The organism is Bifidobacterium italicum (assembly GCF_002286915.1).
GTDB classification, from domain to species: domain Bacteria; phylum Actinomycetota; class Actinomycetes; order Actinomycetales; family Bifidobacteriaceae; genus Bifidobacterium; species Bifidobacterium italicum.
Window position 1 is genome coordinate 1 of sequence record NZ_MVOG01000025.1, and the last position, 21,938, is coordinate 21,938.

Below are 21,938 nucleotides of genomic sequence, written 5' to 3' on the forward strand. Positions count from 1 at the left end.
GGCCTCGCCGTAGCGGCCGGTCTTGCCGGCGTGCACGCTCTTCGCGAGCCGCGCGATGCCTTCGCTCGACTCGTGCTCGATCGCGTCGCGCACGGCGTCCGCGGCCGCCTCGGCGCGCTCGATGCGCTCCCGGCGGTTCTTCGGCCGTCCGGCATGAGCGAGGTCGGCGGCCGGCGACGCCGCCATCGACGCGTCGCCGCTGATCGCGTCGTGCGCCTGCGCGGCGACCTGCCCGTCGGGGAAGTACAGCGCCGAATCGTAGACGCCTGCCGTCTGGTCGCGCACGATCCTGCCGTTGTGCAGTTCGACGACGCGCTTGCGCATCGAATTGACGATCTCCTCGTTGTGCGTCGCCATGACGATCGTCGTGCCGGTGCGGTTGATCGCGTCGAGCACCTCCATGATGCCCAGCGACGTCGTCGGGTCGAGGTTGCCGGTCGGCTCGTCGGCGAGCAGCAGCTGCGGATGGTTGACGTAGGCGCGCGCGATCGTGACGCGCTGCTGCTCGCCGCCGGACAGTTCGAGCGGCTTGTTGCGCTCCTTGCCGGTCAGGCCGACCGTCTTGAGCACCTTCGGCACGAGCGAGCGGATCGCCGAGCGCGGCGTGCCGATCACCTCGAGCGCGAAGGCGACGTTCTCCCAGACGGTCTTGTTCGTCAGCAGCTTGTAGTCCTGGAAGATCATGCCGACCGAGCGGCGGTACTGCGGCACCTGCCGGTTCGGCAGGCGGCGCAGGTCGTAGCCGCCGACGCGGATCTCGCCGTCGGTCGCCTCCTCCTCGTGCAGCAGCAGACGCAGCAGCGAGGTCTTGCCGGAGCCGGAGGCGCCGACGAGGAAGACGAAGTCGCCGCGGTCGATCTGCAGGTTGACGTCCTCGAGCGCGGGACGCGTGGAGTTCGGGTAGATCTTGCTCACATGGTCCATCGAGATCAGCGCCATGTCATCTCCAATCCATCGTGCGCGCGGCTGCGCGAGACGCGTCGGTCGTCGTGCGGCAAGTCTACTCGGCGCCCTGCTCAGCGGCCTCGCGGCGCTGCTCGTGGCGCCAGCGGATGCCGGCCTGGATGAACTCGTCGATGTCGCCGTCGAAGACGGCCTGCGTCTGCGACGTCTCGTGGCCGGTGCGCAGGTCCTTGACCATCTGGTACGGATGCAGCACGTAGGAACGCATCTGGTCGCCCCAGCTGGCCTTGATGTCGCCGGCGAGCTCCTTCTTCTTCTTGGCCTCCTCCTCGTGGCGCAGCACGAGCAGCCTCGACTGCAGCACGGCCATCGCCGCGGCGCGGTTCTGGATCTGCGAACGTTCGTCCTGCATCGTCACGACGATGCCGGTCGGCAGGTGGGTGATGCGCACGGCGGAGTACGTCGTGTTGACGCCCTGGCCGCCGGGGCCGGAGGCGCAGTAGGTGTCGACGCGGATCTCGCTGTCCGGCACGTCGATGTGGTCGGTCGCCTCGACGAGCGGCACGACCTCGACGGCCGCGAAGCTCGTCTGGCGGCGTCCCTGGTTGTCGAAGGGCGAGATGCGCACGAGGCGGTGCGTGCCGCCCTCGACGGACAGGCGTCCGTAGGCGTAGGGCGCGTCCACCTGGAAGGTCGCCGACTTGATGCCGGCCTCCTCGGCGTAGGACGTGTCCATGACCTTCGCCTTGTAGCCGTTGCGTTCGGCCCAGCGCAGGTACATGCGCAGCAGCATCTGTGCGAAGTCCGCCGCGTCGACGCCGCCCGCGCCGGAACGGATCGTCACGACGGCGGAGCGCTCGTCGTATTCGCCGTCCATCAGCGTCTGGATCTCCATGTCCTCGAGATCCTTCGCGATCGCGCCGACCTCCGTCTGCGCCTCGGCGAGCGTGTCGGCGTCGTCCTCCTCGCGGCCGAGCTCGACGAGCGTCTCGACGTCGTCGATGCGCGCGCGCGCCGACGCGAGGCGCTTGATCTGCGACTGCACGGCGGAGAGCTTCGACGTCACCTGCTGCGCATGCTCCGGGTCGTCCCACAGGCCAGGCTCCGCCGCCTCGACCTCGAGCTCCTGCTCCTGCCTCTTGAGACGGTCGACGTCGAGCGCGAGCGCGATCTCCTCGTATTTCGCGCGTGCGTCGGCGATCGCCTGGGAAAAGTCAAATTCTGCCATGATGCTCCTCAAAAAATCGTGTGTTGCGGTGCGCGTGCGCCGGGACTGCGTCCGGCGGGCGCGCGACGGGGTCTTCGTGCCCCGCGCCGGTCTCGCTTCATCAAGCCGTCGGGTCCGTCACCACCTCAACTGGTCGGGGCGGCCCCGCATTCCCGGACGTCCATGTCACGGGAACATGGAGGTTCAAAGGCCGGACAGGACCATCGGAACGCACATCCCGACGACGACGGCCGCGATGACGGCGACGGTGAGGAGACGGCGCAGGTCATGGCCGCCCCCGTCTCGACGTTCCGGTTCATGCTGGTTCTTGGCGCTCACAGAAACCACAGTGTACCGCACACCCAACCCGTGTTCGCGCCGAGCCGCACGCCCGCGGCCGCCGGCGCGCACATGGGGCGGCCGCGGCGCACATCCCCCGTTGTATCGTGGAAGCGCGCGGCGCGCGAGGATGCGCCGTGGCAGCGCGGCCGGCACGACGCCGGCCGGCACCGTCTTCACCGAAGGAGCGCACATGACCGATGAACGCTGGGCATGGGGCTGGGGTCTCGCCAACGTCGACGCCGCCGGCAACACCCTCGACGTCTGGTATCCGAAACTTGAGATGGGCGACGCGAAGCCGTCCGCGCCGGCGGCCGCGCACGGCTTCGGCACGCTCGTGCACGACGGGCCCGACGCGCGCGGCGTGCGCCGCGTGCCGGTGTTCACCGCCGTGGACGTCGACGCACCGATCGCCGACGCGGCGGACGCCTACCTGCGCCTGCACCTGCTGAGCATGCGCCTGGTCAGGCCGAACTCGATGAACCTCGACGGCATCTTCGGCGCGCTCAACAACGTCGTGTGGACGAACTACGGCCCCTTCGCCGTCGAGGACTTCGCGCTGCGCCGCCTCGACGTCATGAACGCGAACGCCGGCGCCGCGATGCCCGGCATGCACGCCGACGTCAACGTCCTGGCGATCGACAAGTTCCCGCGCATGCTCGACTACGTCGTGCCGAGCGGCGTGCGCATCGGCGACGGCGACCGCGTGCGCCTCGGCGCCTATCTGAGCGAGGGCACGACGGTCATGCACGCCGGCTTCGTCAACTTCAACGCCGGCACGCTCGGCACCTGCATGATCGAGGGCCGCGTCTCGCAGGGCGTCGTCGTCGGCGACGGCTCCGACGTCGGCGGCGGCGCGTCGATCATGGGCACATTGTCGGGCGGCGGCAGGCTGCGCAATTCGATCGGCGAGCATTCGCTGCTCGGCGCGAACGCCGGCATCGGCATCTCGCTCGGCGACAACTGCGTCGTCGAGGCGGGCCTGTACGTGACGGCCGGCACGAAGATCGAGCTGTGGGACAAGGAGAAGGCGGCCGCAGGCGTCCCGCTCGACGTCGTCAAGGGCGCCGAGCTGAGCGGCAAGGACAACGTCATGTTCATCCGCAACTCGCTGACCGGCGCCGTCCAGGCGCGTGCGCGCAAGACCGGCATCGCGCTCAACGACGCGCTGCACAAGAACTGACGGGAATATGCTCCGCCTCGGCCGGGATGCGTTTCGAGAAACGGCTTCGTTCCGCCGTTGCGCGAAACGCATCCCGGCCGAGGCGGAGCATTTTGCACGCAAAGGGGTGCTATGAACATCGACATCGTCTGCGTCGGCAAGGTCAAGGAACGCTATCTGCGCGACGCGATCGACGAATACCGCAAACGCCTGTCGCGCTTCGCGAAAGTCGAGGTCGTCGAGGTGGCCGACGAGAAGACGCCGGAACGCGCCTCCGACGCGCTCAACGCGCAGATCAAGGAGAAGGAGGGCGAGCGCATCCTCAGGCATCTGCGCGACAGCGCCTTCGTCGTCGCGCTCGCGATCGAGGGCGGCCAGCTGACGAGCGAGCAGCTCGCCGCGAAGATCGCGCAATGGGGGCTGCACGGCGTCAGCCACCTGCAGTTCGTCATCGGCGGCTCACTCGGCCTCGACCCGCGCGTGCTGAAGCGCGCGGACATGCTGCTGAGCTTCTCGAAGATGACGTTCCCGCACCAGCTCATGCGCGTCATCCTGCTCGAGCAGGTCTACCGGGGATTCAAGATCAACGCGCACGAGCCGTACCACAAATGAGCGTGCGGGGCGCGCCCCGCGAACAGGGCGCGCCCCGCAGATGCGGACGGCCGCCTCAGCCGCGTTCGTCCATCGGCACGTAATCGCGCAGCACCTCGCCGGTGTAGACCTGGCGCGGACGGCCGATCTTCGTCATCGGGTCGGCGAGCATCTCGCGGTACTGGGCGATCCATCCGGGGATGCGTCCCAATGCGAACAGCGGCGTGAACATGGAAGGGCCGAAGCCGATCGCGCGGTAGATCAGCCCGGTGTAGAAGTCGACGTTCGGATACAGGTGGCGCGAGACGAAGTAGTCGTCGGTGAGCGCGATCTCCTCGAGCTTGAGCGCCACGTCGAAGAGCTCCTCGTCGCCCGGCATCAGCTTGAGCGTCGCCGTCTGCTCCATGATGCGCTCCAGATAGTGCTTCGCGATCGCCGCGCGCGGATCGTAGGACTTGTAGACGCGGTGCCCCAGCCCCGAGATGCGTTCGCCGTCGCGCTTGGCGCGGTCGACGAACTCGCGCACGCTCATTCCCGAATCGCGGATCGCCATCAGCTGGCGCAGCACCGCCTCGTTCGCGCCGCCGTGCAGCGGGCCCGACAGCGCGTTGATGCCCGCCGCCACGGCCGAGTACAGGTTCGCGTGCGCCGAGCCGGCGATGCGCACGACCGACGTCGAGCAGTTCTGCTCGTGGTCGGCGTGGATGATGAGCAGACGGCCGAGCGCGTGCACGTAGAGGGGGTCGGATTCGAACTGCTCGTACGGCACGGCGAAGCACATGCGGATGAAGTCGTCGACGTAGCCGCGCGCGTAGTCCGGGTAGAGCATCGGCTCGTCGCGCCGGCGGCGCAGGATGTAGCTGACGATCGTGCGCGCCTTCGCCATGATGATCGTCGCCGCCGCGTCGAGCTGCTCGGGATCGTTGATGTCGGTCGTCTCCGGGTTGAAGGCGGCGAGCGCGTTGATCGCGGACGCCATGACGCTCATCGGCTGCGCCTCGCGCGGGAACGAGCCCATGAAGGTGCGGAAGTCCTCGCCGACCATCGTGTGGTGGTTGATGTCGTCGACGAACCGCTCGTACTGCGCGCGCGTCGGCAGCTCGCCGTGGCGCAGCAGCCACGAGACCTCGAGGAAGTCGGAGCGCTCGCACAGCTGCTCGATCGGGTATCCGCGGTAGCGCAGGATCGAATGCTCGCCGTCGATGTAGGTGATCTTCGACTCGCATTGCGCGGTCGTCAGGAATCCGGGATCGAGCGAAACCCATTTGTCGTTGCGCAGCGAGGACATGACGATGCCGTCGGGTCCCGCGCTCGCCTTCACGACCGGCAATTCGAACTGGTTGGACTCCACATGCAACTGCGCTACGCCCATGCCGCCTCCTGTGTGATCGGTGTGTGACCTGCTGTGTGGTGCTGCTTCCTTCCGCCCGCGGCGCGCATGTCCCGCGGGGACTCGATGCGCGCACGGCTCCGGGCACTGCCGACCACTATAAGGTATCCGTATTTCACGGCGGCGCGCCGTCTCAAAACGCGTGTCGCGGCAGCGACGACGACGGCCCCGCGCACCATCGGGTGCGCGGGGCCGCGGGAGGCGGGCGCCGGGGCGCTCAGCCCTTGAACTCGGCCGAGATCGGGTCGCCCTCGCGCTGCGTGAGCACGATCGGTCCGTCTTCGGTGATCGCGATCGTATGCTCGCTGTGCGCGCCGCGCGAACCGTCCTCGCTGCGCAGCGTCCAGCCGTCCTTCGGGTCCTGGTAGATCTCGTCGGTCGTCTTGAGGAACCACGGTTCAATCGCGATGACGAGGCCCGGGCGCAGCTTGTAGCCGTGGTGCGCCTTGCCGTCGTTGGGCACATGCGGGTCGCCGTGCATGATGTGGCCGACGCCGTGGCCGCCGAAGTCGAGGTTGATCGGGTAACCGTAGGCGCGCGCGACGTCGCCGACGGCGTGCGAGATGTCGCCGAGGCGGTTGCCCGGCTGCGCGGCTGCGATGCCGGCGGCGAGCGCCTCCTGTGTGCACTTGATCAGGCGCAGGTCCTCGGGGTCCTTGTCCTTGCCGACGACGAAGCTCACGGCGGAGTCGGCGACCCAGCCGTCGACGCTGATCGCGAGGTCGAGGCTGACGAGGTCGCCGTCCTTGAGGTCGTAGTCGTAGGGCACGCCGTGCAGCACGGCGTCGTTGACGGACACGCAGATGTAATGCGCGAACGGGCCGGTGCCGAAGTCCGGCGCGTAGTCGACGTAGCAGGATTGCGCGCCCTTGCGGTCGACGATGCGCTGATGCACGAATTCGTCGATCTCGAGCAGGTTCGTGCCGACCTTCGTGCGTTCCTGCAGGTCGTGCAGGATACCGCCGACGAAACGGCCGGCCGGCTTCATCGCTTCGATTTCCGAATGGGTCTTGAGTTCGATCATGGAGTTTCTACCACCTTTTATCACGCTTGCCAATCGTTGCAGCGACTGCCTTACCACACTATCCCCCACAGCTTACATTCGCCCGCGTCCGGGCATATCCCGCGGACACACGAAGGCCGGCCCCGCGGGATGCGGGACCGGCCTTGCGTCCGGACGCGGGATCCGGCTCAGTTCTTCGCGACGCGGCCGAACGAGAACGCGCGCACGATAGCGACGATGCCCATGACGACCATCGCGCAGCCGCCGAAGATGATGAGGGCGACGGTCGACGCCATCGGCATGCACAGGATGGCGAAGCCGGCGATGATCGAGATGATCGCATAGGCGATCGCCCAGCCGGAGCTCGGCATCGACCACGATTCAGCGAGCGCCATGACGCCCTCCATGATCCAGCCGATGCCGACGATGAGCGTGAACATGATCGCGAGCGTCGCCGTGGAGAACGCCGTGTAGCGCAGCACGACGAGGCCGCCGATGATCAGCAGGATGCCGATGAGGATGCCGAGCACGCGCCATCCGGCCGGCAGGCCGACCTCGACGATCGAGCTGACGATGCGCACGATGCCGGAGATCAGGAAGTAGATGCCGAGCATGACGCAGGCGACGACGAGCGTCTTGCCCGGCCATACGAGCAGGCAGATGCCGAGCGCGAGCGCGGCGAGGCCGATGAGTCCGTAGGCGATGCGCACGGCGTTCTTCGCGCCGGTCGGCAGCGACTGTTCGACGAGCCTGAACGGGCTCCAGTTGCCGTTCGGCGAATCGTTGACGTTGGACATGATGACTCCTTTCATTCCGTCGCGGCCGGACGGCCAGCGCCCTCGGGCGACGCGCGTCATATGGATCCGCGACCACATGGTTGCCCCGCAGGGTCGGCCTGCGGTCATGTCTCCAGTGTGCCCCGCCGCACCCGTCCGCCGCGGCGTTTTCGCGATTGTTTCCCTTCTCGCGTAGTCGGCGGCGAAATCCGCCGGCATGTGCCCTCCCCGACGCCGGGTGCGCACGTCCGCGCGCGACGGGGTCTGCGGGGCCGCGCCATGCGCCGCGCACGCGTCGTCCGCCGTCCGTGGGACGGGCGGCGTTGTCAGAAAAGCTCTATAGTGTGGAACCATGAGCAACACCTACCAGTCCGGCATCGATCCGGCCGCATTCTCCTCCGTGATCCGCCCCGCCGACGACCTGTTCCGCTACGTCAACGGCCCGTGGATCGACACCTACGCGCTTCCGGACGACCGTTCCCGCTACGGTTCCTTCGACCGTCTCGCCGAGAACGCCGAATCCCAGATCCGCGACATCCTCGAATCCGACGGCGACGAGGCCGCGGTCTCGAAGGCGATCTACCGTTCCTTCCTCGACGTCGACGCCGTCGAGCAGGCCGGCGTCACGCCGATCCGCGCCGACCTCGACGCGATCGACGCCGTCACGTCGAAGGCCGAGCTGACCGCGCTGCTCGGCGAGATGAGCCCCTACGGCGGACCCGACCTGTTCGGCTTCGACATCTTCGGCGACTTCAACGACCCCGACCACAACATCATGCATGTGAGCCAGGGCGGTCTGGGGCTGCCCGACGAGGCCTACTACCGCGAGGACCACTACGCGCCGATCCGCGACGCGTACGTGACGATGGTCGCCCGCCAGCTGCGCAACGCCGGCTATGACGACGAGCAGGCGCAGGCGCGGCGCCTGCTCGAGATCGAGACGGCGATCGCGTCGCACCATTGGACGAACGTCGAGACGCGCGACTCGCAGAAGACGAACAACCCGACCGACTTCGCCGCGTTGTCGGCGATGCTCGCCGCCTTCGACGTCGAGACGTGGGCGAAGGCGATGCAGACGTCGTACGACCGTTCGAAGACCGCGCGCAGCTATCCGGTCGACGTGCTCGGCGCGCTCGCGCACGTCAACGTCATGGAGCCGTCGTTCCTCACCGGGCTCGACGCCTTCTGGGCGCAGGCCGACCTCGAGGACCTCAGGCTGTGGGCGCGCGTCCACGTCATCGTCGGCCGCGCGAGCATGCTGTCGAGCGCCTTCGACACGACGAACTTCGACTTCTACGGCAGGACGCTCTCCGGCGCGAAGGAGCAGCGCGTGCGCTGGAAGCGCGGCGTCTCCCTCGTCAACGGCATCTGCGGCGAGGACGTCGGCCGCATCTACGTGCGCGAGCATTTCCCCGAGTCGTCGAAGACGCGCATGGAGCAGCTCGTGCGCAACCTGATCGAGGCCTACCACGTCTCGATCCTGAACAGCGACTGGCTCGGCGACGAGACGAAGCGCAAGGCGCTCGACAAGCTCGACCATTTCGAGGCGAAGATCGGCTACACGAACCATTGGCGCGACTACACGGCGCTCGACGTCGACATGTCGGCCGGCCTGATGGACAACATGCGCGCCGCCTCGGTCTACGAGTTCGGCTACCAGATGGCCAAATGCGGCAAGCCGGTCGACAAGGACGAATGGCTGATGAACCCGCAGACGGTCAACGCCTACTACGAGCCGACGCTCAACATCATCGTGTTCCCGGCCGCGATCCTGCAGCCGCCGTTCTTCAACCCGGCCGCCGAGGACGCCGTCAACTACGGCGGCATCGGCTCGGTCATCGGCCATGAGATCGGCCACGGCTTCGACGACCAGGGCGCGCAGTTCAACGGCGAGGGCAAGCTCGAGGACTGGTGGACCGCCGAGGACAAGGCGCGCTTCCAGCAGCTGACGAAGGCGCTCATCGAACAGTACGACCGCTTCGTGCCCGCGCAGCTGCAGGAGAAGTACAGCGACGACCCGGACAAGGCGCCGCATGTCAACGGCGCGCTGACGATCGGCGAGAACATCGGCGACCTGTCCGGCGTCAACATCGCGCTCAAGGCCTACGCGTTCTCGCTCGACGAGGCGCAGGGCAGGCCGATCGAAGGCGACCCGGCGGCGATCGAGGCCGCGCTCGACACGGCGCCGACGCTCGACGGCTTCACCGGCCTGCAGCGCTTCTTCCTCGGCTACGCGCTGATCTGGCGCACGAAGAACCGCGACGAGCTCGCCGAGCAGTATCTGCAGATCGATCCGCATTCGCCGGCCGAATGCCGTACGAACGGCATCGCGCGCAACGTCGAGCTGTTCTACAAGGCCTTCGGCGTCACGCCAGACGACCGCATGTGGCTCAAGCCGGAGGAACGCGTCCACATCTGGTGATCCGACGCGCCGGACGCGGGATGCGATGTCGGGAGGACGCGGTTCGCACGGACCGCGTCCTTCTCTTTTTCGATTCCCTTCGGTCCGCCACCTGCGATCGACCCGTCGTCCGTCAGAAATCGTCGCGCCGCGTGCCGGCGCCGACCGGTTCGGCGGCCTGCGCGGCCACGGCGTTCGCCTCGGAGATCACCTCGGCCTGTGCGGCCTCGTCAACCGTGACCTCGCCGGTGCATGGGTCGATCCGCGACGCATCCACGCCGAGGTCGACCGGCGCGTCGGCGCGCCCCTCGTCCTGCCGCTGCTGCCTCGTCGGCTGCGCATCGTTCTGCTCCTTCGCGATCCTGCGCACGACCGTCACGCCGTAGTTGAGGTCGTGGCCGACGTTGCTCGCCTCGATGAACGTGTGCGAACGCGGCTTGCCGTCCTCGCCCGGCCACTCCTGGGTGGACAGCACGCCGACGACGATGACGGCCTCCCCCTTGTGCAGCGAGTTGACGATGTTGAGTGCGAGCTCGCGGAACGCCTTGACGGTGATCCACGTCGTCGGCAGCGACTGCCATCGCCCGTCGCCGTCCCGGTAGCCCCGTGTGCACGCGAGGCGGAACCGGCATGCGGCGCGCGCCCCGTCGCGCAGGCCGAGCGGCGTCGGCTCGCTGCCGAGGAATCCGGTGATCGTGATCTGTCCCTGTTGTATCGCCATGGTCTTGTCCTTTCGTCTGGCGGCGCCGTGCCCGGCCGTCCGCGGCGGTCCCACCACTATCGGCTCCGGATCCATGCCGGGGCAAGCCCGACGCGGCCATGTGACCGGAAGGGTGTGTCGCGCCCGGAATGTGGATGTCCAAGACCTCCATCCACACCAATCCACATGCGCGATGTGGATGGATCGGCGCGGTTATGCACGATTCACATGCCACATCCGCCTCCCCGAGCCACGCCGCATATCCCCGACCATGCGCCCCGGGACATGCGAAGGGCCCGCCACCTTCCCGGTGGCGGGCCCTTCGCCGGTATGCCGCACGCGGAGGATCAGAGCATCCGGCGCAGACGGTCGGCGATGACCTGCGCGGCCGATTCGGCCGGCACGGCCTCCTTGTTGCCGCCGTCGCGGTCGCGCACCTCGATTGTGCCGTCGTTGACGGTGTCGCGTCCGGCGACGGCGATGATCGGCACGCCGATGAGTTCGGCGTCCTTGAACTTGACGCCCGGCGAAACCTTCCTGCGGTCGTCGTAGATGACCTCGACGCCGTCGGCCTCGAGCTGTTCGACAAGGCGCTCGGCGGCCTCGAAGGCCGCTTCGTCCTTGCCTGTCGCCACGACATGCACCTGGACCGGCGCGATGTTCGCCGGCCACGCCAGACCGCGCTCGTCGTGATGCGTCTCGGCGATGCAGGCGAGCACGCGGCTCACGCCGATGCCGTAGCAGCCCATCCACACCGGCACCGTCTTGCCGTTCTGGTCGAGCACCTTGAGGCCGAGCGCCTCCGAGTACTTCAGGCCGAGCTGGAAGACCTGGCCGATCTCGACGCCGCGTTCGAAGCTCAGCGGGCCGGAGCCGTCCGGGCTCATGTCGCCGTCGCGCACCTCGACGGCCTCGACGACGCCGTCTGCCTTGAAGTCGCGGCCGTAGACGAGGCCGTAGTAGTCGACGTCACGCTCGTCGGCGCCGGTGAACCATGCCGAGCCTTCGGCCACATGCGCGTCGATGAAGTAGCGCAGCGCGTCGTCGGCGTCGTTCTGCGGGCCGAAGCCCATCGGGCCGATGAAGCCCTGCACGAGTTCCGGATGCGCCTTGAGGTCCTCGTCGGTCGCCTCCTCGAGTTCGGCCGGGGCGAACTGCGCCTCGAGGCGTTTCATGTCGATCGTGCGGTCGCCGGGGATGCCGACGACGATCAGTTCGCGCCACGGCTCGTCGTGATCGTCGTCCTCGGCGTGTCTGACGGCGACGACGACGTTCTTGAGGATGTCGGCGGCCTGCCATGCGCGGCCGTCGGAGCGCGGATAGGTCGCGTTCGCGAACGCGACCATCTCGTCGATCGTCTTCGCGTCCGGCGTCACGCGCTTCTGCGCCGCCGGCGTCGCCGAGCAGTCGATCGCCTCGACCTCGGGCGTGTGCAGCGCCTCGACGTTCCACGCCTTGCCGCTCGGCGCGAGCGCGAAGGTGTCCTCGCCGATCGGCATCGGCGCGAGGAACTCCTCGGACGCCGAGCCGCCCATCGGGCCGCTCATCGCGAACACCGGCACGTACTTCAGGTCGAGACGCTGGAAGATGCGCTCGTAGGCGCCGCGCTCGTCCATGTAGGCCTTGCGCATGCCCTCCTCGTCGACGGTGAACGAGTAGGCGTCCTTCATGATGAACTCGCGGCCGCGGATCAGGCCGGCGCGCGGGCGGAACTCGTCGCGGTACTTCGTCTGGATCTGGTAGAGCGTCACCGGAAGGTCCTTGTAGGACGAGTACATGTCCTTGACGAGCAGCGTGAACATCTCCTCATGCGTCGGCGCGAGCAGATAGTCGGCCTCGTGACGGTCCTTGAGGCGGAAGATGTTGTCGCCGTACTCCTCCCAGCGGTGCGTCGCCTCGTACGGCTCGCGAGGCAGCAGCGCCGGGAAGTGCACCTCCTGTGCGCCGATGCCGTTGATCTCCTCGCGGATGACGCCCTCGATCTTGTTGAGGACGGCGAGGCCCAGCGGCAGCCAGGTCCAGATGCCCGGGGCGGCCTTGCGGATGTAGCCGGCGCGCTGGAGCAGCTTCGCGGAATCGACGTCTGCGTCGGCGGGGTCTTCGCGCAGCGTACGCAGGAACATGGTGGACATTCGAAGAGCTTTGGTCATACCTGTTAACCTACGCGGCTTGCGGGACGAAACGCATACGGGACAACGTGCGCCGCGCACCTGCCGGTTGCACGCCGGACGTCATCGTCGAGGGCGCCGGTCACGGCTGCCGCCCGGCGCCGCGGGCTCACTTCGACGTCGGACGCTCCGCGTGACCCTCCGCGTCCTCGGCGCGCTCGTCGACGTCGTCCTCGAGCATCTCGTCGTTGACCGCGCCGAAGGGGTAGACGAAGATCATCAGCATGCCGACGCAGCCGAGGAAATACAGCACGTCGCACAGCGCGAGCGAGCCGAGGCTGACGAAATCGTTGGGGATGAGCAGGCCGACGACCATCAGGAACATGCCGACGACCGGCAACAGCTGCCACACCCACGGGTTCGGCGCATGCTCCCGCGTCTTGGCATGCACCGACAGCGTGTAGAACGGGATGACGAACATCAGTCCGCCGACGATCGTCAGGATGTCGGAGAGCTTGATCCAGTTCCACAACGGCACTGGCTGCGCGTTGTACGTCAGGAAGGCGGCGAACAGCACGATCGCGCCGATCCCCGAGACGATATAGGCGTTCCTACGCTTCATGATGCCTTCCTCCTGCCTGCCGCGGCCGTTGCCGCCGGCCTTTGTCCGCGCCGGCCGCGACGCCGCGGCGCCGCTCGGCGATATCGATTCACATTGTAGCGACGCGCGGCCTCCCCGTGTTCACGACGGGCGAGGCCGCAAGCGCGCATGTGACGGCCGGATGTTCAGAACAGCTCGTCCTGCGCGAACCCGTCGTCGTCCTCGGCCGCCGTCCGCGCGTGCCCCTGCGCGGCGACGATCGACGCGGCGCCGTCCTCGTGCAATGCGCGCGCCGCTTGCGCCGAACGCTCGCGCAACGTGCCGTCGAGACGCACGGCGTCGTCGCTCACGTCGAACATGCGGTTGCTGACGCCGCCGAGGAACAGGCCCTCGAGGTTCTCGACGCGGGACAATGCGACGTAGCCCATGCCGGGCGCGAAGGTGCGCTTGAGGTCCATGACGGCCGCGTCGAGCGTCATGCCCTGCGATTTGTGGATCGTGATCGCCCATGCGCAGCGCAGCGGCACCTGCGAGACGGCGGCGAGCGTCTTCTCGTTGTCGGTGAGCTCCCAGTCGCTCGGCTTCATCGTCACGATGTTGCCGTTCTCGAACGCGACGATCGGCCAGCCTCCGTTGCCCTCCGGCGCGAAACCGCGCACGACGCCCAACGATCCGTTGACGAATTGGCGGTCGGCGTCGTTGCGCACGGCCATGACCTCGGCGCCCTCCTTGAGCGTGAGCACGTCCGGGGCGAGCATGTTGCGCTTGAGCCGTTCGACGAGGTTCGCGGGTCCCGCGCAGGTCGCATGGAACGTGTGCGCGGGCGCGTCGATCGCGGCGAGCCGTCGGTCGTTGAGTTCGTCGGCCTGACGGTTGACCGGGAACAGGTTGACGGCCGTGCGTCCCTCCGGGGGCTGCACGCCGAGGCGCGTGACGAGCAGGTCGCGGTCCTGCTGCGTGACATGCCCCTCGCGGATGTCGGTCAGGACGCCGAGCAGCGCGCCGTCGTCCTGACGGTGCTGCTCGTCGAGATAGCAGACGACCGGGTCGAGTTCGGCCCATGCGAAGGATTCGGTGACGAAGCCCTCCGGGTTGCGTCCGGCGCGCGCATAGCGTTCGCGTTCGGCGGCGAATTCCGGGCTCGGCGCGATGACGTCGCGGTTGCGCGCGCCGACGCTCACCGGCGGCAGCTGGAAGAGGTCGCCGGAGAGCACGACCTGCATGCCGCCGAAGGGACGGTCGTCGCGCCGCACGATGCGCATCGCACGGTCGACCATGTCGAACAGCCACGCATGCATCATCGAGACCTCGTCGATGACGAGGACGTCGGTGGTCTGCAACGCCTTGCGCCGGCGCGTGCGCACGTTCTTGAGCACCTGCTCGGTGAGCGCGTTCGCGACGCCGAGTCCGCTCCACGAATGGATCGTCTGTCCGTTGATGTGCGTGGCCGCGATGCCCGTGGACGCCGTGACGGCGACGCTCGCGCCGCGTCTGCGCGCGCCGGCGATGAACTCGTTGAGCGTGTACGTCTTGCCCGCGCCGGGCGCGCCGGTGAGGAAGACGGACGCGCCGGCGTCCATGATCTCGAGCGCCTCGGCCTGCCGCATCAGCGCACCAGCCGATCGACGACGCGGATCACGCCTTCTTCCGTGTTCGCCGGCGCCAGATAATGCGCGACCTTCTTGACCTGCGGATGCGCGTTCGCCATCGCGAACGAGTACTCGCCCTCGCGCAGCATGCCGATGTCGTTCGGATAGTCGCCGAAGACCATCGTCTGCGCGCGCGTGACGCCGAGCGCGCGCTGCAGCGCCTTGACGCCCTCGCCCTTGTCGACGTGGTCGTCCATGATGTCGACCCAGTGCGGGCTCGACGCGGTCGCCGTGTACGGGGAGGTGACGAAGCCGAGTTCGCGTTCGGCCATCGCCTGCGCGTCGCCGAAGTCGAAGATCGCGAGCTTGAGGATCTGCTCGTCCTTGTAGCGCAGCACCTCGCGCAGGTCGGGCACGATGGTCAGCTTCGTGTAGTATTTGCTCGCCTCGGCGATGAACGGCGCGTCGTCGCGGCTGACGTAGGCGCCGCCGAGCGCGCAGATGACGAGGCCGAGGTCGTCGCTCGCGCGTTCGGTCATCGCGATCGTCTCGTCGACGATCGCGCCGCTGACGCCGTGCGTCTCGATGACCTCGCCGCCGAGCGCGACGACGTTGCCGTTCTCGGCGATGATCGGCAGCGGCTGCGGCGAGTCGGCGAACATCTTCTCGAGCGTCTGGTACTGGCGTCCGCTCGCCGGCACGAAACGCACGCCGAGCTGCGTGAGCCGGTCGAGCATCGGCTTGAAGCCGAGCGGGATCCGGCTGTCGCCGTCGAGCAGCGTGCCGTCCATGTCCGCGACGACGAGCCTGATGTCGTCGAGCGGCTCGAGCGTCTTCCAATCCCTGGGTTCCTCATTGGTCATAGTGGGTATGGTCCTCCTCTTGTTGTTTTGTTTCACTGCATGCAATGCACGATTTGCGCCGTATGCGCCGCCGCGGCGGTCAGCGCCGCGCGATGCTCGTGCGTTCGACGTCCTCGGCGATCCGCTTCGCCGTGGCCGCGTCCGGGCCGGGCGCCGGCGCCATGACGGCCTCGCGGTAGTAGCGCAGCTCGTCGAGCGATTCGATGATGTCGGCGAGCGCGCGGTGGCCGCCGTTCTTCGCCGGACGGTTCGCGTAGACGTCCGGGTACCAGCGGCGCGCGAGCTCCTTGATCGTGCTCACGTCGACGACGCGGTAGTGCAGATGGCTCATCAGACCGGGCATGTAGCGGTCGAGGAACTTCTTGTCGGAGCCGACCGAGTTGCCGGCGAGCAGCGGCTTGACGCCGTCGGGGATGAACCGCGTGACGTAGTCGATGACCTTCTGCTCGGCCTCCTCGACGCTCAGCCCCTGCTCCCATTCGGTGATGAGACCGGAACGGGTGTGCATCGCGCGCACGAAGTCGTTCATATGCGCGACGGCCTCGTCGGAGGGACGGATGACGAGGTCGATGCCGTCGTCGAGCACGTTGAGGTCGAAGTCGGTGGGCACGACGGAGACTTCGCACAGTTCGTCGTGGAAGACGTCGAGCCCCGTCATCTCGCAGTCGATCCAGATGAGCCGTGAATTCGCCGCCGAATACACCTCGTCGTCATGTGCGTCCACCATAGCGTGCCTCTTTTCTTTGATCGTGGTTCCCGGGTCGCGTTGCCGTGTCCGAACGGGCGTCGGATATGGCCCACGCCGAACATTCGAGCCTACCTCAGCCGCCCGCGTCCTTCCCTGTTCTATCCTGACCGCAAAACAAGACGCCGCCCGCGGGCATGGCGGCGACGGCATGCAGGCATCGCACGACGGACGGGGCCGTGCACGCGTACGAATCGCGTGCACGGCCCCGTCCGTCATCGTTCCGGCGGCCTGTCAACGGCCGCCTTGCGCTCACCCGGCGTGGCGGCCGGTAGAGCGGCGGCGACGAAGCTGCAGCGTGCCGAGGCCCGCGCACAGCAGCGCGGCGCCGACGGCGACGATGAGCGCGACGCTCGAGCCGGTGTTCGCCGTCGACCCGTTCGTCGTCGGCGCCGATTCGACGGTGCCCTCCGGCTGCGTCGGCTTCGGCGTCTCGGCCGGCGTCGTCGGTTCCTGCGGCTTCGGCTCCGGCGTCACCGGCTCCTGCGCGACGGCGAGACGGCCGTTGTTGCCGAGCGCGACGTCGACGGTCGTGCCGTCCCAACGCGGCGCGATCGCGGCGGTCGCCGTCCTCGTCACGTTGTCCTTCTTCGCGACCGTGTAGTTCGCCAGGCCCATGCGCACGGTGCCGGCCGGCACGAAGACCTCGCCGTTCGCGCCCGTCTGCGTCTTGCCCGCGGCGTCGGCGCCGTTGACGGCGATCCACTGCTCGTGCTTCGCGTTGTCCGCATAGTAGGTGCGCAGATAGTGGTAGGTCTTGCCTGCCTCGACCGACTTGGCCGGGTCGGCGGCGTTCTCGGAGTTGTACAGCGGCGTATCGTTGACGAAGTAGTAGAAGTCGTTCGACTTCGCCGGCGTGAACGTCGCCGTCGTCGAGCCGCGCTCGGCGCCCTCATCGTACTTGTTCGACGTGAAGGTCTCGCCGTTGGCCTTGACGTAGGCGGCGAGCGCCTCGTCCGGGTCCGCGAGCGCATCACGCACGCCATCCTTGAGGCCGACCGAGTAGAAGACGCGGATCGGGAACGTGTCGTTGATCGTCGTCGTCACGTTGCCGTCCTGATCGACGCTCGCCGAATACAGGCGCAGCGGCAGCAGCTGCTCGGGCACCTGCACGCGCACTGTTTCGGTCTCGCCGTGCGTCACCGTGACGACGAGATCGGCGAGGTTCGCGGTGCCGTAGATCGGGTTGCCGTCGACTTCGCCTTCGAAGACGTAGGTCGTCGTCGCGCCGTCCTCGGAGGTTTCGGAGGTCTTTGCGGTGAACTGCCTGCCGGCGAAGACGACGCTGTTCATGTCGCGCACCGTCATGTAGGCGCCGAGTTCGTCGGTGAACGTGATCGTGCCGCGTTCCATGCCCGACTCGGTCGTCGTCGCGATCGGCGACGACGGCTTGCTCGAGATCGCCGTCCAGATGTCGTTGAAGATGTTCTTGAGCTGGTCGGCGTCGTCGGCGTTCATGTAGTAGTTGGAATCCGGCGCACGGTCGCCGGGGTCACCGAGCAGGGCGCCCGTCGCGTTCGGGTAGTTGCTCGAGACGGCCTGCATGTAGCGGTTGGAGTATGGGGTCAGATTGTTGACGTCATCGGTTTTGAACGTGCCGACCGCATAGATCAGCGTGCCGGAGTCCTTGAGCGACTTCGCCTCCTGAATGGCCTCGTCGCCGTCCCACGGATCGCCGTCGGTGAAGAAGATGATGACGGAATCGGCGTTCGCGCGCTTGTCTTCGTCAATCAGCTGGTGGGCGAGCTTGAATCCCTTCGCGGAGTTGGTGCCGCCGAGATCGGTCAGGCCGTTGACGATGCCTTCAAGGGCCGCCGTGTCATCGGTGAAGCGGGATTTGAGCTGCGCGTTGCTCTCGAAGGTGACGATGCCGGCGCGGTTCTTTGCGGCCGCATCGGCGATTTGCGCGTTGCGCGTGGCCATCTGGTCGAGGAAGCCGTTGACGGCGGTCTTCAGCGCGTCGAGACGCGTGATGCGGTAGGAGTTGTACAGCTGCACATGATCCGGATTCGCGTCCTCGGCGCTCGTCTTCGCATAGATGAGCTGGTCGCCGTCGCGATAGACGACGTTGCCGTCGACGCTCTGTCCGTAGTCGAAGGCGACCGCCTTGTAGCCGCCGTCATCGGTCTTGACATAGGCCGTGTAGTCGAGATCGTCGCCGTATGCCGGGCGGTATCCCAATCCCATCGAGGAGGACATCGAGCCGGAGACGTCGAGCACGAGCGTGACGTCGAGCGGCTTGTTGCCGCTGCTCATGCCGGTGATCTGCTGGGCGCTTGACATCGCGGACAGGCCGACGAGGAAGTCGGCGGCCTTGTCCTTGCCGACGACGACCTGTTCGCCGTTGCCGGCGTCGAGCGTCACATCGCCGGTCGTGACCGACTTGTCGGTCCAGACGCGGCCGTTGGAGCGCGGGTCGAGCGGGTTGCCGACGCCTTCGGTCCACTGCGTGAAGGTCGTCGGATCTGCGGTCGCCGTCAATTCGGCGGCCTGTGCGCGGCCGACGCCGAACACGGCGGTCGCGACGAGCATCGTGAGCGTCACGACGAGCGCGGCGATGCGAACGATGGCATTGCGCACCCCCGACTTCTGCGTAGCTTGGATGTCCATACAGGGTTCCTTACTGCCTCTTGGTGCTGAGAATCCTTGCAAGCGCAATGATTCTCTGATTCTTTAGGCGTATCGTCCACACTGGCGGCTTTCTCCTCCAGTGAACGAATACGATATCATCACCAACAATACCCGAAGGTTTGCACAATATCGTCACAACCGTCCCGCCGTACGGACCGTCTCGCCGTCGGATGGCCGCCGGCCCCCTGCTTGCGCCGCCCTACCAACGGCGGTATTTGCGTAAGCTCACCCATAGAATGCTGTGTGCCCAACCAACAATGGCATTGTATAGGTGAGCTCACTCATAAACGGCCACCCCAACAGCTGGCGATGGCGGTATGCGGGTGAACCCACCTGAAGAATGCCGCTACGATGCCGCAGGTATGGGCGCAGGGGTGCGTCTGGCGGCATGGCGACCACCCGGATGCCGCGCGGACCGAACGAAAAGGGCCGTCCCCGTATGGTTGTAACCATATGGGGACGGCCCTCGGTGCTTGCCGTGCGTCAACCTACCGCGCGGCGCGACGCTGCGCGGTAGGTTGCGATGCGGCGCCGTCAGCGGCCGGAGTAGTTCGGGGCCTCGGCCGTCATGACGATGTCATGCGGATGCGATTCGCGCAGGCCGGCGTCGGTGATGCGGATGAAGCGGCCCTTCTCGCTCATCTCCGGGATGTTGTGCGCGCCGATGTAGAACATCGACTGGTGCAGGCCGCCGATCATCTGGTACAGCACGGCGTTGAGCGGTCCGCGGTACGGCACCTCACCCTCGACGCCCTCCGGCACGACCTTGTCCGAGCTCGTGACGTCCGCCTGGAAGTAGCGGTCCTTCGAGTACGACTTCTTGCCGCGCGGGGCCATCGCGCCGAGCGAGCCCATGCCGCGGTACAGCTTGTACTGCTTGCCGTGCAGCAGCACCTTCTCACCCGGGGCCTCCTCGCAACCGGCGAGCACGCCGCCGAGCATGACCGAGCTCGCACCGGCGACGAGCGCCTTCGCGATGTCGCCCGAATAGTGGATGCCGCCGTCGGCGATGCACGGGATGCCCGCGGCGCGGCAGGCGCGCGAAGCCTCGTACACGGCCGTCAGCTGGGGCACGCCGACGCCGGCGACGACGCGCGTCGTGCAGATGGAGCCCGGGCCCACGCCGACCTTGACGGCGTCGACGCCCGCGTCGATCATCGCCTGCGCGCCCTGACGCGTCGCGATGTTGCCGCCGATGATGTCGACGCCGCTGAAGGCCGGGTCGTTCTTGATGCGGCGGATCATGTCGAGCGCGAGCTTGGCCTCGCCATTCGCCGTGTCGACGACGAGCACGTCGACGCCCGCCTCGAGCAGCGCGCTCGCGCGCTGCCACGCGTCGCCGAGGAAGCCGATGCCGGCGGCGACGCGCAGACGGCCCTGCTCGTCCTTCGTCGCATCCGGGTACTGCTCGGTCTTCACGAAGTCCTTGACGGTGATCAGGCCGGTGAGATGGCCTTCGGCGTCGACGAGCGGCAGCTTCTCGATCTTGTTCGCCGCGAGCAGGTCGTGCGCGTCGCGCTTCGAGATGTCCGACGGACCGGTGATCAGATGATCCTTCGTCATGACGTCCTTGACGCGCAGATGGTCGTAGTCGTCCGACGCGATGAAACGCATGTCGCGGTTCGTGATGATGCCGACGAGCTTGTTCTCATGATCGACGACCGGCAGGCCGGAGATGTGGAACTTGCCGCACAGCTTGTCCAGATCGGCGAGCGTGACGTCGGGGTTCACGGTGAGCGGGTCGGTGATCATGCCCGATTCTGAACGCTTGACGTAGTCGACCTGCGCCGCCTGGTCGTCGATCGACAGGTTGCGGTGCAGCACGCCGATGCCGCCGTTGCGGGCCATCGCGATCGCCATCTCGGACTCGGTCACCGTGTCCATCGCGGCGGAGATCGCCGGGACCTTCATCGTGATGTTGCGGGTCAGATGGGTCGTCGTATCCACCTCGGAGGGGATGACGTCGGTCTCGTTCGGCAGCAGCAGCACGTCGTCGTAGGCGAGGCCGAGCTGGGCGAAGATGGGGGGAAGCGGAGCGTACGGGGATTCTGCATGCATATCAGGATTTGTAGCCATAGGCCTACTATATGGACGTACGACGACGAACGCCACTCGCCGTTCCACGATGCAACATGGCCCTCTCGACGGCCTGTGCGACGGGGGCCGCGCGGCCTCGGCGCAGCCGCAGGATACCAGGCCATATACCGTTGCAAACTAGTTTGTTGTAGTTTGCATGGCCTCGTTGCCGGGGCCAGCTCCAAGTCTCATGCCATTGTTTTGGCTGCTTGGTTCACGTTTCGTCGGGGTCTGCGCGGCCGGCTCGCGCCGGTCGTGTCTTGCGTCCCCTCCGCGCGCGTTTAGGGTCTCCGGGGCACTCCCGGCGACCATGATGTTGATGGCCGCGTTCAGGTCGCGGTCGATCCTCAACCCGCAGGCGTCGCAGCGATACGTTCGTTCATTGAGGGACAGTTTGGCTTTCACTGTTCCGCAGTTCGAGCACGTCTTGCTTGATGGATACCAACGGTCGACGATATGGACGGCCGCGCCGGTGCGCGCGCTTTTGTACGCGAGTTGGCGGCGCAGTTCGGCGAACCCGCAGTCCGACACGGCCCGCGCGAGCCGATGGTTCCTGACCATGCCCTCCACGTTCAGGTCTTCTATGCTGATGTCCCTGTAGGCGCGTGTGAGCATATCGGTGAGCTTGTGCAGGCCGTCACGGCGTTGGGCGGCGATGCGTGCGTGGATGCGTTGCACGCGGGCTCCGGCCTTCCGCCAACGGTTCGATCCTTTCTCACGTCGGCTCAGAGTGCGTTGCGCGCGGGCGAGTCTGCGAAGGCTTTTGCCCATGTGGCGTGGATTGGCGATGGTCGTGCCGTCGGAGAGCGCAGCGAGGGTCCTGACGCCCAGGTCCACACCGACGCTGCCACCC

18 protein-coding genes are annotated in these 21,938 nt (G+C 67.2%); 3 read left to right on the forward strand and 15 right to left on the reverse strand.

Going from position 1 to position 21,938, the window contains the following annotated elements:
- The 3 genes from ftsE to B1400_RS10055 form a co-directional block, all read right to left on the reverse strand.
- Positions 1 to 939: cell division ATP-binding protein FtsE (gene ftsE / locus B1400_RS06150; protein ID WP_095613547.1), on the reverse strand; the 939-nt coding region annotated here is incomplete at its 3' end.
- Between the two features lie 61 nt (positions 940 to 1,000).
- Positions 1,001 to 2,131 carry a peptide chain release factor 2 gene (prfB, locus tag B1400_RS06155; protein WP_095613548.1) on the reverse strand — a complete coding sequence of 377 codons (1,131 nt, stop codon included), beginning with the start codon at positions 2,129 to 2,131 and terminating at the stop codon, positions 1,001 to 1,003.
- Between the two features lie 183 nt (positions 2,132 to 2,314).
- Positions 2,315 to 2,449, reverse strand: coding sequence for a hypothetical protein (locus B1400_RS10055; protein WP_268802262.1), 135 nt, complete (start codon positions 2,447 to 2,449; stop codon positions 2,315 to 2,317).
- 193 nt (positions 2,450 to 2,642) lie between these two features.
- Between B1400_RS10055 and dapD the strand changes: the two genes are divergently transcribed.
- Together dapD and rlmH are read left to right on the forward strand one after the other, a co-directional pair.
- Positions 2,643 to 3,632 carry a 2,3,4,5-tetrahydropyridine-2,6-dicarboxylate N-succinyltransferase gene (gene dapD, locus B1400_RS06160; protein ID WP_095613562.1) on the forward strand — a complete coding sequence of 330 codons (990 nt, stop codon included), beginning with the start codon at positions 2,643 to 2,645 and terminating at the stop codon, positions 3,630 to 3,632.
- Positions 3,633 to 3,743: 111 nt separating this feature from the next.
- On the forward strand, positions 3,744 to 4,223 hold the full coding sequence (gene rlmH / locus B1400_RS06165; protein WP_095613549.1) for a 23S rRNA (pseudouridine(1915)-N(3))-methyltransferase RlmH: 480 nt from the start codon (positions 3,744 to 3,746) through the stop codon (positions 4,221 to 4,223).
- Positions 4,224 to 4,278: 55 nt separating this feature from the next.
- Here the strand turns inward: rlmH and B1400_RS06170 are convergent, their stop codons facing one another.
- From B1400_RS06170 to B1400_RS06180, 3 genes are all read right to left on the reverse strand, one after another.
- Positions 4,279 to 5,574, reverse strand: coding sequence for a citrate synthase (locus B1400_RS06170; RefSeq protein WP_095613550.1), 1,296 nt, complete (start codon positions 5,572 to 5,574; stop codon positions 4,279 to 4,281).
- Positions 5,575 to 5,809: 235 nt separating this feature from the next.
- Entirely contained in the window at positions 5,810 to 6,616 is an 807-nt protein-coding gene (gene map, locus B1400_RS06175; protein WP_095613551.1) for a type I methionyl aminopeptidase, read from the reverse strand.
- Positions 6,617 to 6,783: 167 nt separating this feature from the next.
- Positions 6,784 to 7,392 carry an HdeD family acid-resistance protein gene (locus tag B1400_RS06180; RefSeq protein ID WP_095613552.1) on the reverse strand — a complete coding sequence of 203 codons (609 nt, stop codon included), beginning with the start codon at positions 7,390 to 7,392 and terminating at the stop codon, positions 6,784 to 6,786.
- A 331-nt stretch (positions 7,393 to 7,723) separates the two neighbouring features.
- Between B1400_RS06180 and B1400_RS06185 the strand changes: the two genes are divergently transcribed.
- Positions 7,724 to 9,793, forward strand: a complete 2,070-nt coding sequence (locus B1400_RS06185) for a M13 family metallopeptidase (protein ID WP_095613553.1) — start codon at positions 7,724 to 7,726, stop codon at positions 9,791 to 9,793.
- Between the two features lie 112 nt (positions 9,794 to 9,905).
- On the opposite strand, the gene B1400_RS06190 is transcribed toward B1400_RS06185, so the two are convergent.
- From B1400_RS06190 to B1400_RS06230, 9 genes are all read right to left on the reverse strand, one after another.
- Complete coding sequence (locus B1400_RS06190; RefSeq protein WP_157909653.1) at positions 9,906 to 10,493, reverse strand: single-stranded DNA-binding protein; 588 nt, start codon at positions 10,491 to 10,493, stop codon at positions 9,906 to 9,908.
- Between the two features lie 326 nt (positions 10,494 to 10,819).
- Positions 10,820 to 12,622, reverse strand: coding sequence for a proline--tRNA ligase (locus B1400_RS06195; RefSeq protein ID WP_201260205.1), 1,803 nt, complete (start codon positions 12,620 to 12,622; stop codon positions 10,820 to 10,822).
- A 127-nt stretch (positions 12,623 to 12,749) separates the two neighbouring features.
- On the reverse strand, positions 12,750 to 13,202 hold the full coding sequence (locus B1400_RS06200) for a permease (RefSeq protein WP_095613556.1): 453 nt from the start codon (positions 13,200 to 13,202) through the stop codon (positions 12,750 to 12,752).
- Positions 13,203 to 13,366: 164 nt separating this feature from the next.
- Positions 13,367 to 14,788 (reverse strand): PIF1 family DEAD/DEAH box helicase, encoded by a 1,422-nt coding sequence (locus B1400_RS06205; RefSeq protein WP_095613557.1) that lies wholly within the window; start codon positions 14,786 to 14,788, stop codon positions 13,367 to 13,369.
- A complete protein-coding gene (locus B1400_RS06210) occupies positions 14,788 to 15,633 on the reverse strand; it encodes an HAD family hydrolase (RefSeq protein WP_133064633.1) in 846 nt (281 codons plus the stop codon). Before B1400_RS06210 ends, B1400_RS06205 begins: the two co-directional genes overlap by 1 nt.
- A 79-nt stretch (positions 15,634 to 15,712) precedes the next feature.
- A complete protein-coding gene (gene orn / locus B1400_RS06215; protein WP_095613558.1) occupies positions 15,713 to 16,360 on the reverse strand; it encodes an oligoribonuclease in 648 nt (215 codons plus the stop codon).
- A 270-nt stretch (positions 16,361 to 16,630) separates the two neighbouring features.
- Positions 16,631 to 18,988 carry a VWA domain-containing protein gene (locus B1400_RS06220; RefSeq protein ID WP_095613559.1) on the reverse strand — a complete coding sequence of 786 codons (2,358 nt, stop codon included), beginning with the start codon at positions 18,986 to 18,988 and terminating at the stop codon, positions 16,631 to 16,633.
- Between the two features lie 555 nt (positions 18,989 to 19,543).
- On the reverse strand, positions 19,544 to 21,085 hold the full coding sequence (guaB, locus tag B1400_RS06225; protein ID WP_095613560.1) for an IMP dehydrogenase: 1,542 nt from the start codon (positions 21,083 to 21,085) through the stop codon (positions 19,544 to 19,546).
- 138 nt (positions 21,086 to 21,223) lie between these two features.
- On the reverse strand, positions 21,224 to 21,938 hold a 715-nt coding region (locus tag B1400_RS06230; RefSeq protein WP_133064634.1), incomplete at its 5' end, for an RNA-guided endonuclease InsQ/TnpB family protein.

Coding starts and splice junctions, on each gene's coding strand:
- prfB (WP_095613548.1), bottom strand. CDS start 2,131: ATGGCAGAATTTGACTTTTCCCAGGCGATCGCCGACGCACGCGCGAAA.
- dapD (WP_095613562.1), top strand. CDS start 2,643: ATGACCGATGAACGCTGGGCATGGGGCTGGGGTCTCGCCAACGTCGAC.
- rlmH (WP_095613549.1), top strand. CDS start 3,744: ATGAACATCGACATCGTCTGCGTCGGCAAGGTCAAGGAACGCTATCTG.
- B1400_RS06170 (WP_095613550.1), bottom strand. CDS start 5,574: ATGGGCGTAGCGCAGTTGCATGTGGAGTCCAACCAGTTCGAATTGCCG.
- map (WP_095613551.1), bottom strand. CDS start 6,616: ATGATCGAACTCAAGACCCATTCGGAAATCGAAGCGATGAAGCCGGCC.
- B1400_RS06180 (WP_095613552.1), bottom strand. CDS start 7,392: ATGTCCAACGTCAACGATTCGCCGAACGGCAACTGGAGCCCGTTCAGG.
- B1400_RS06185 (WP_095613553.1), top strand. CDS start 7,724: ATGAGCAACACCTACCAGTCCGGCATCGATCCGGCCGCATTCTCCTCC.
- B1400_RS06190 (WP_157909653.1), bottom strand. CDS start 10,493: ATGGCGATACAACAGGGACAGATCACGATCACCGGATTCCTCGGCAGC.
- B1400_RS06195 (WP_201260205.1), bottom strand. CDS start 12,622: ATGACCAAAGCTCTTCGAATGTCCACCATGTTCCTGCGTACGCTGCGC.
- B1400_RS06200 (WP_095613556.1), bottom strand. CDS start 13,202: ATGAAGCGTAGGAACGCCTATATCGTCTCGGGGATCGGCGCGATCGTG.
- B1400_RS06205 (WP_095613557.1), bottom strand. CDS start 14,788: ATGCGGCAGGCCGAGGCGCTCGAGATCATGGACGCCGGCGCGTCCGTC.
- B1400_RS06210 (WP_133064633.1), bottom strand. CDS start 15,633: ATGACCAATGAGGAACCCAGGGATTGGAAGACGCTCGAGCCGCTCGAC.
- orn (WP_095613558.1), bottom strand. CDS start 16,360: ATGGTGGACGCACATGACGACGAGGTGTATTCGGCGGCGAATTCACGG.
- B1400_RS06220 (WP_095613559.1), bottom strand. CDS start 18,988: ATGGACATCCAAGCTACGCAGAAGTCGGGGGTGCGCAATGCCATCGTT.
- guaB (WP_095613560.1), bottom strand. CDS start 21,085: ATGGCTACAAATCCTGATATGCATGCAGAATCCCCGTACGCTCCGCTT.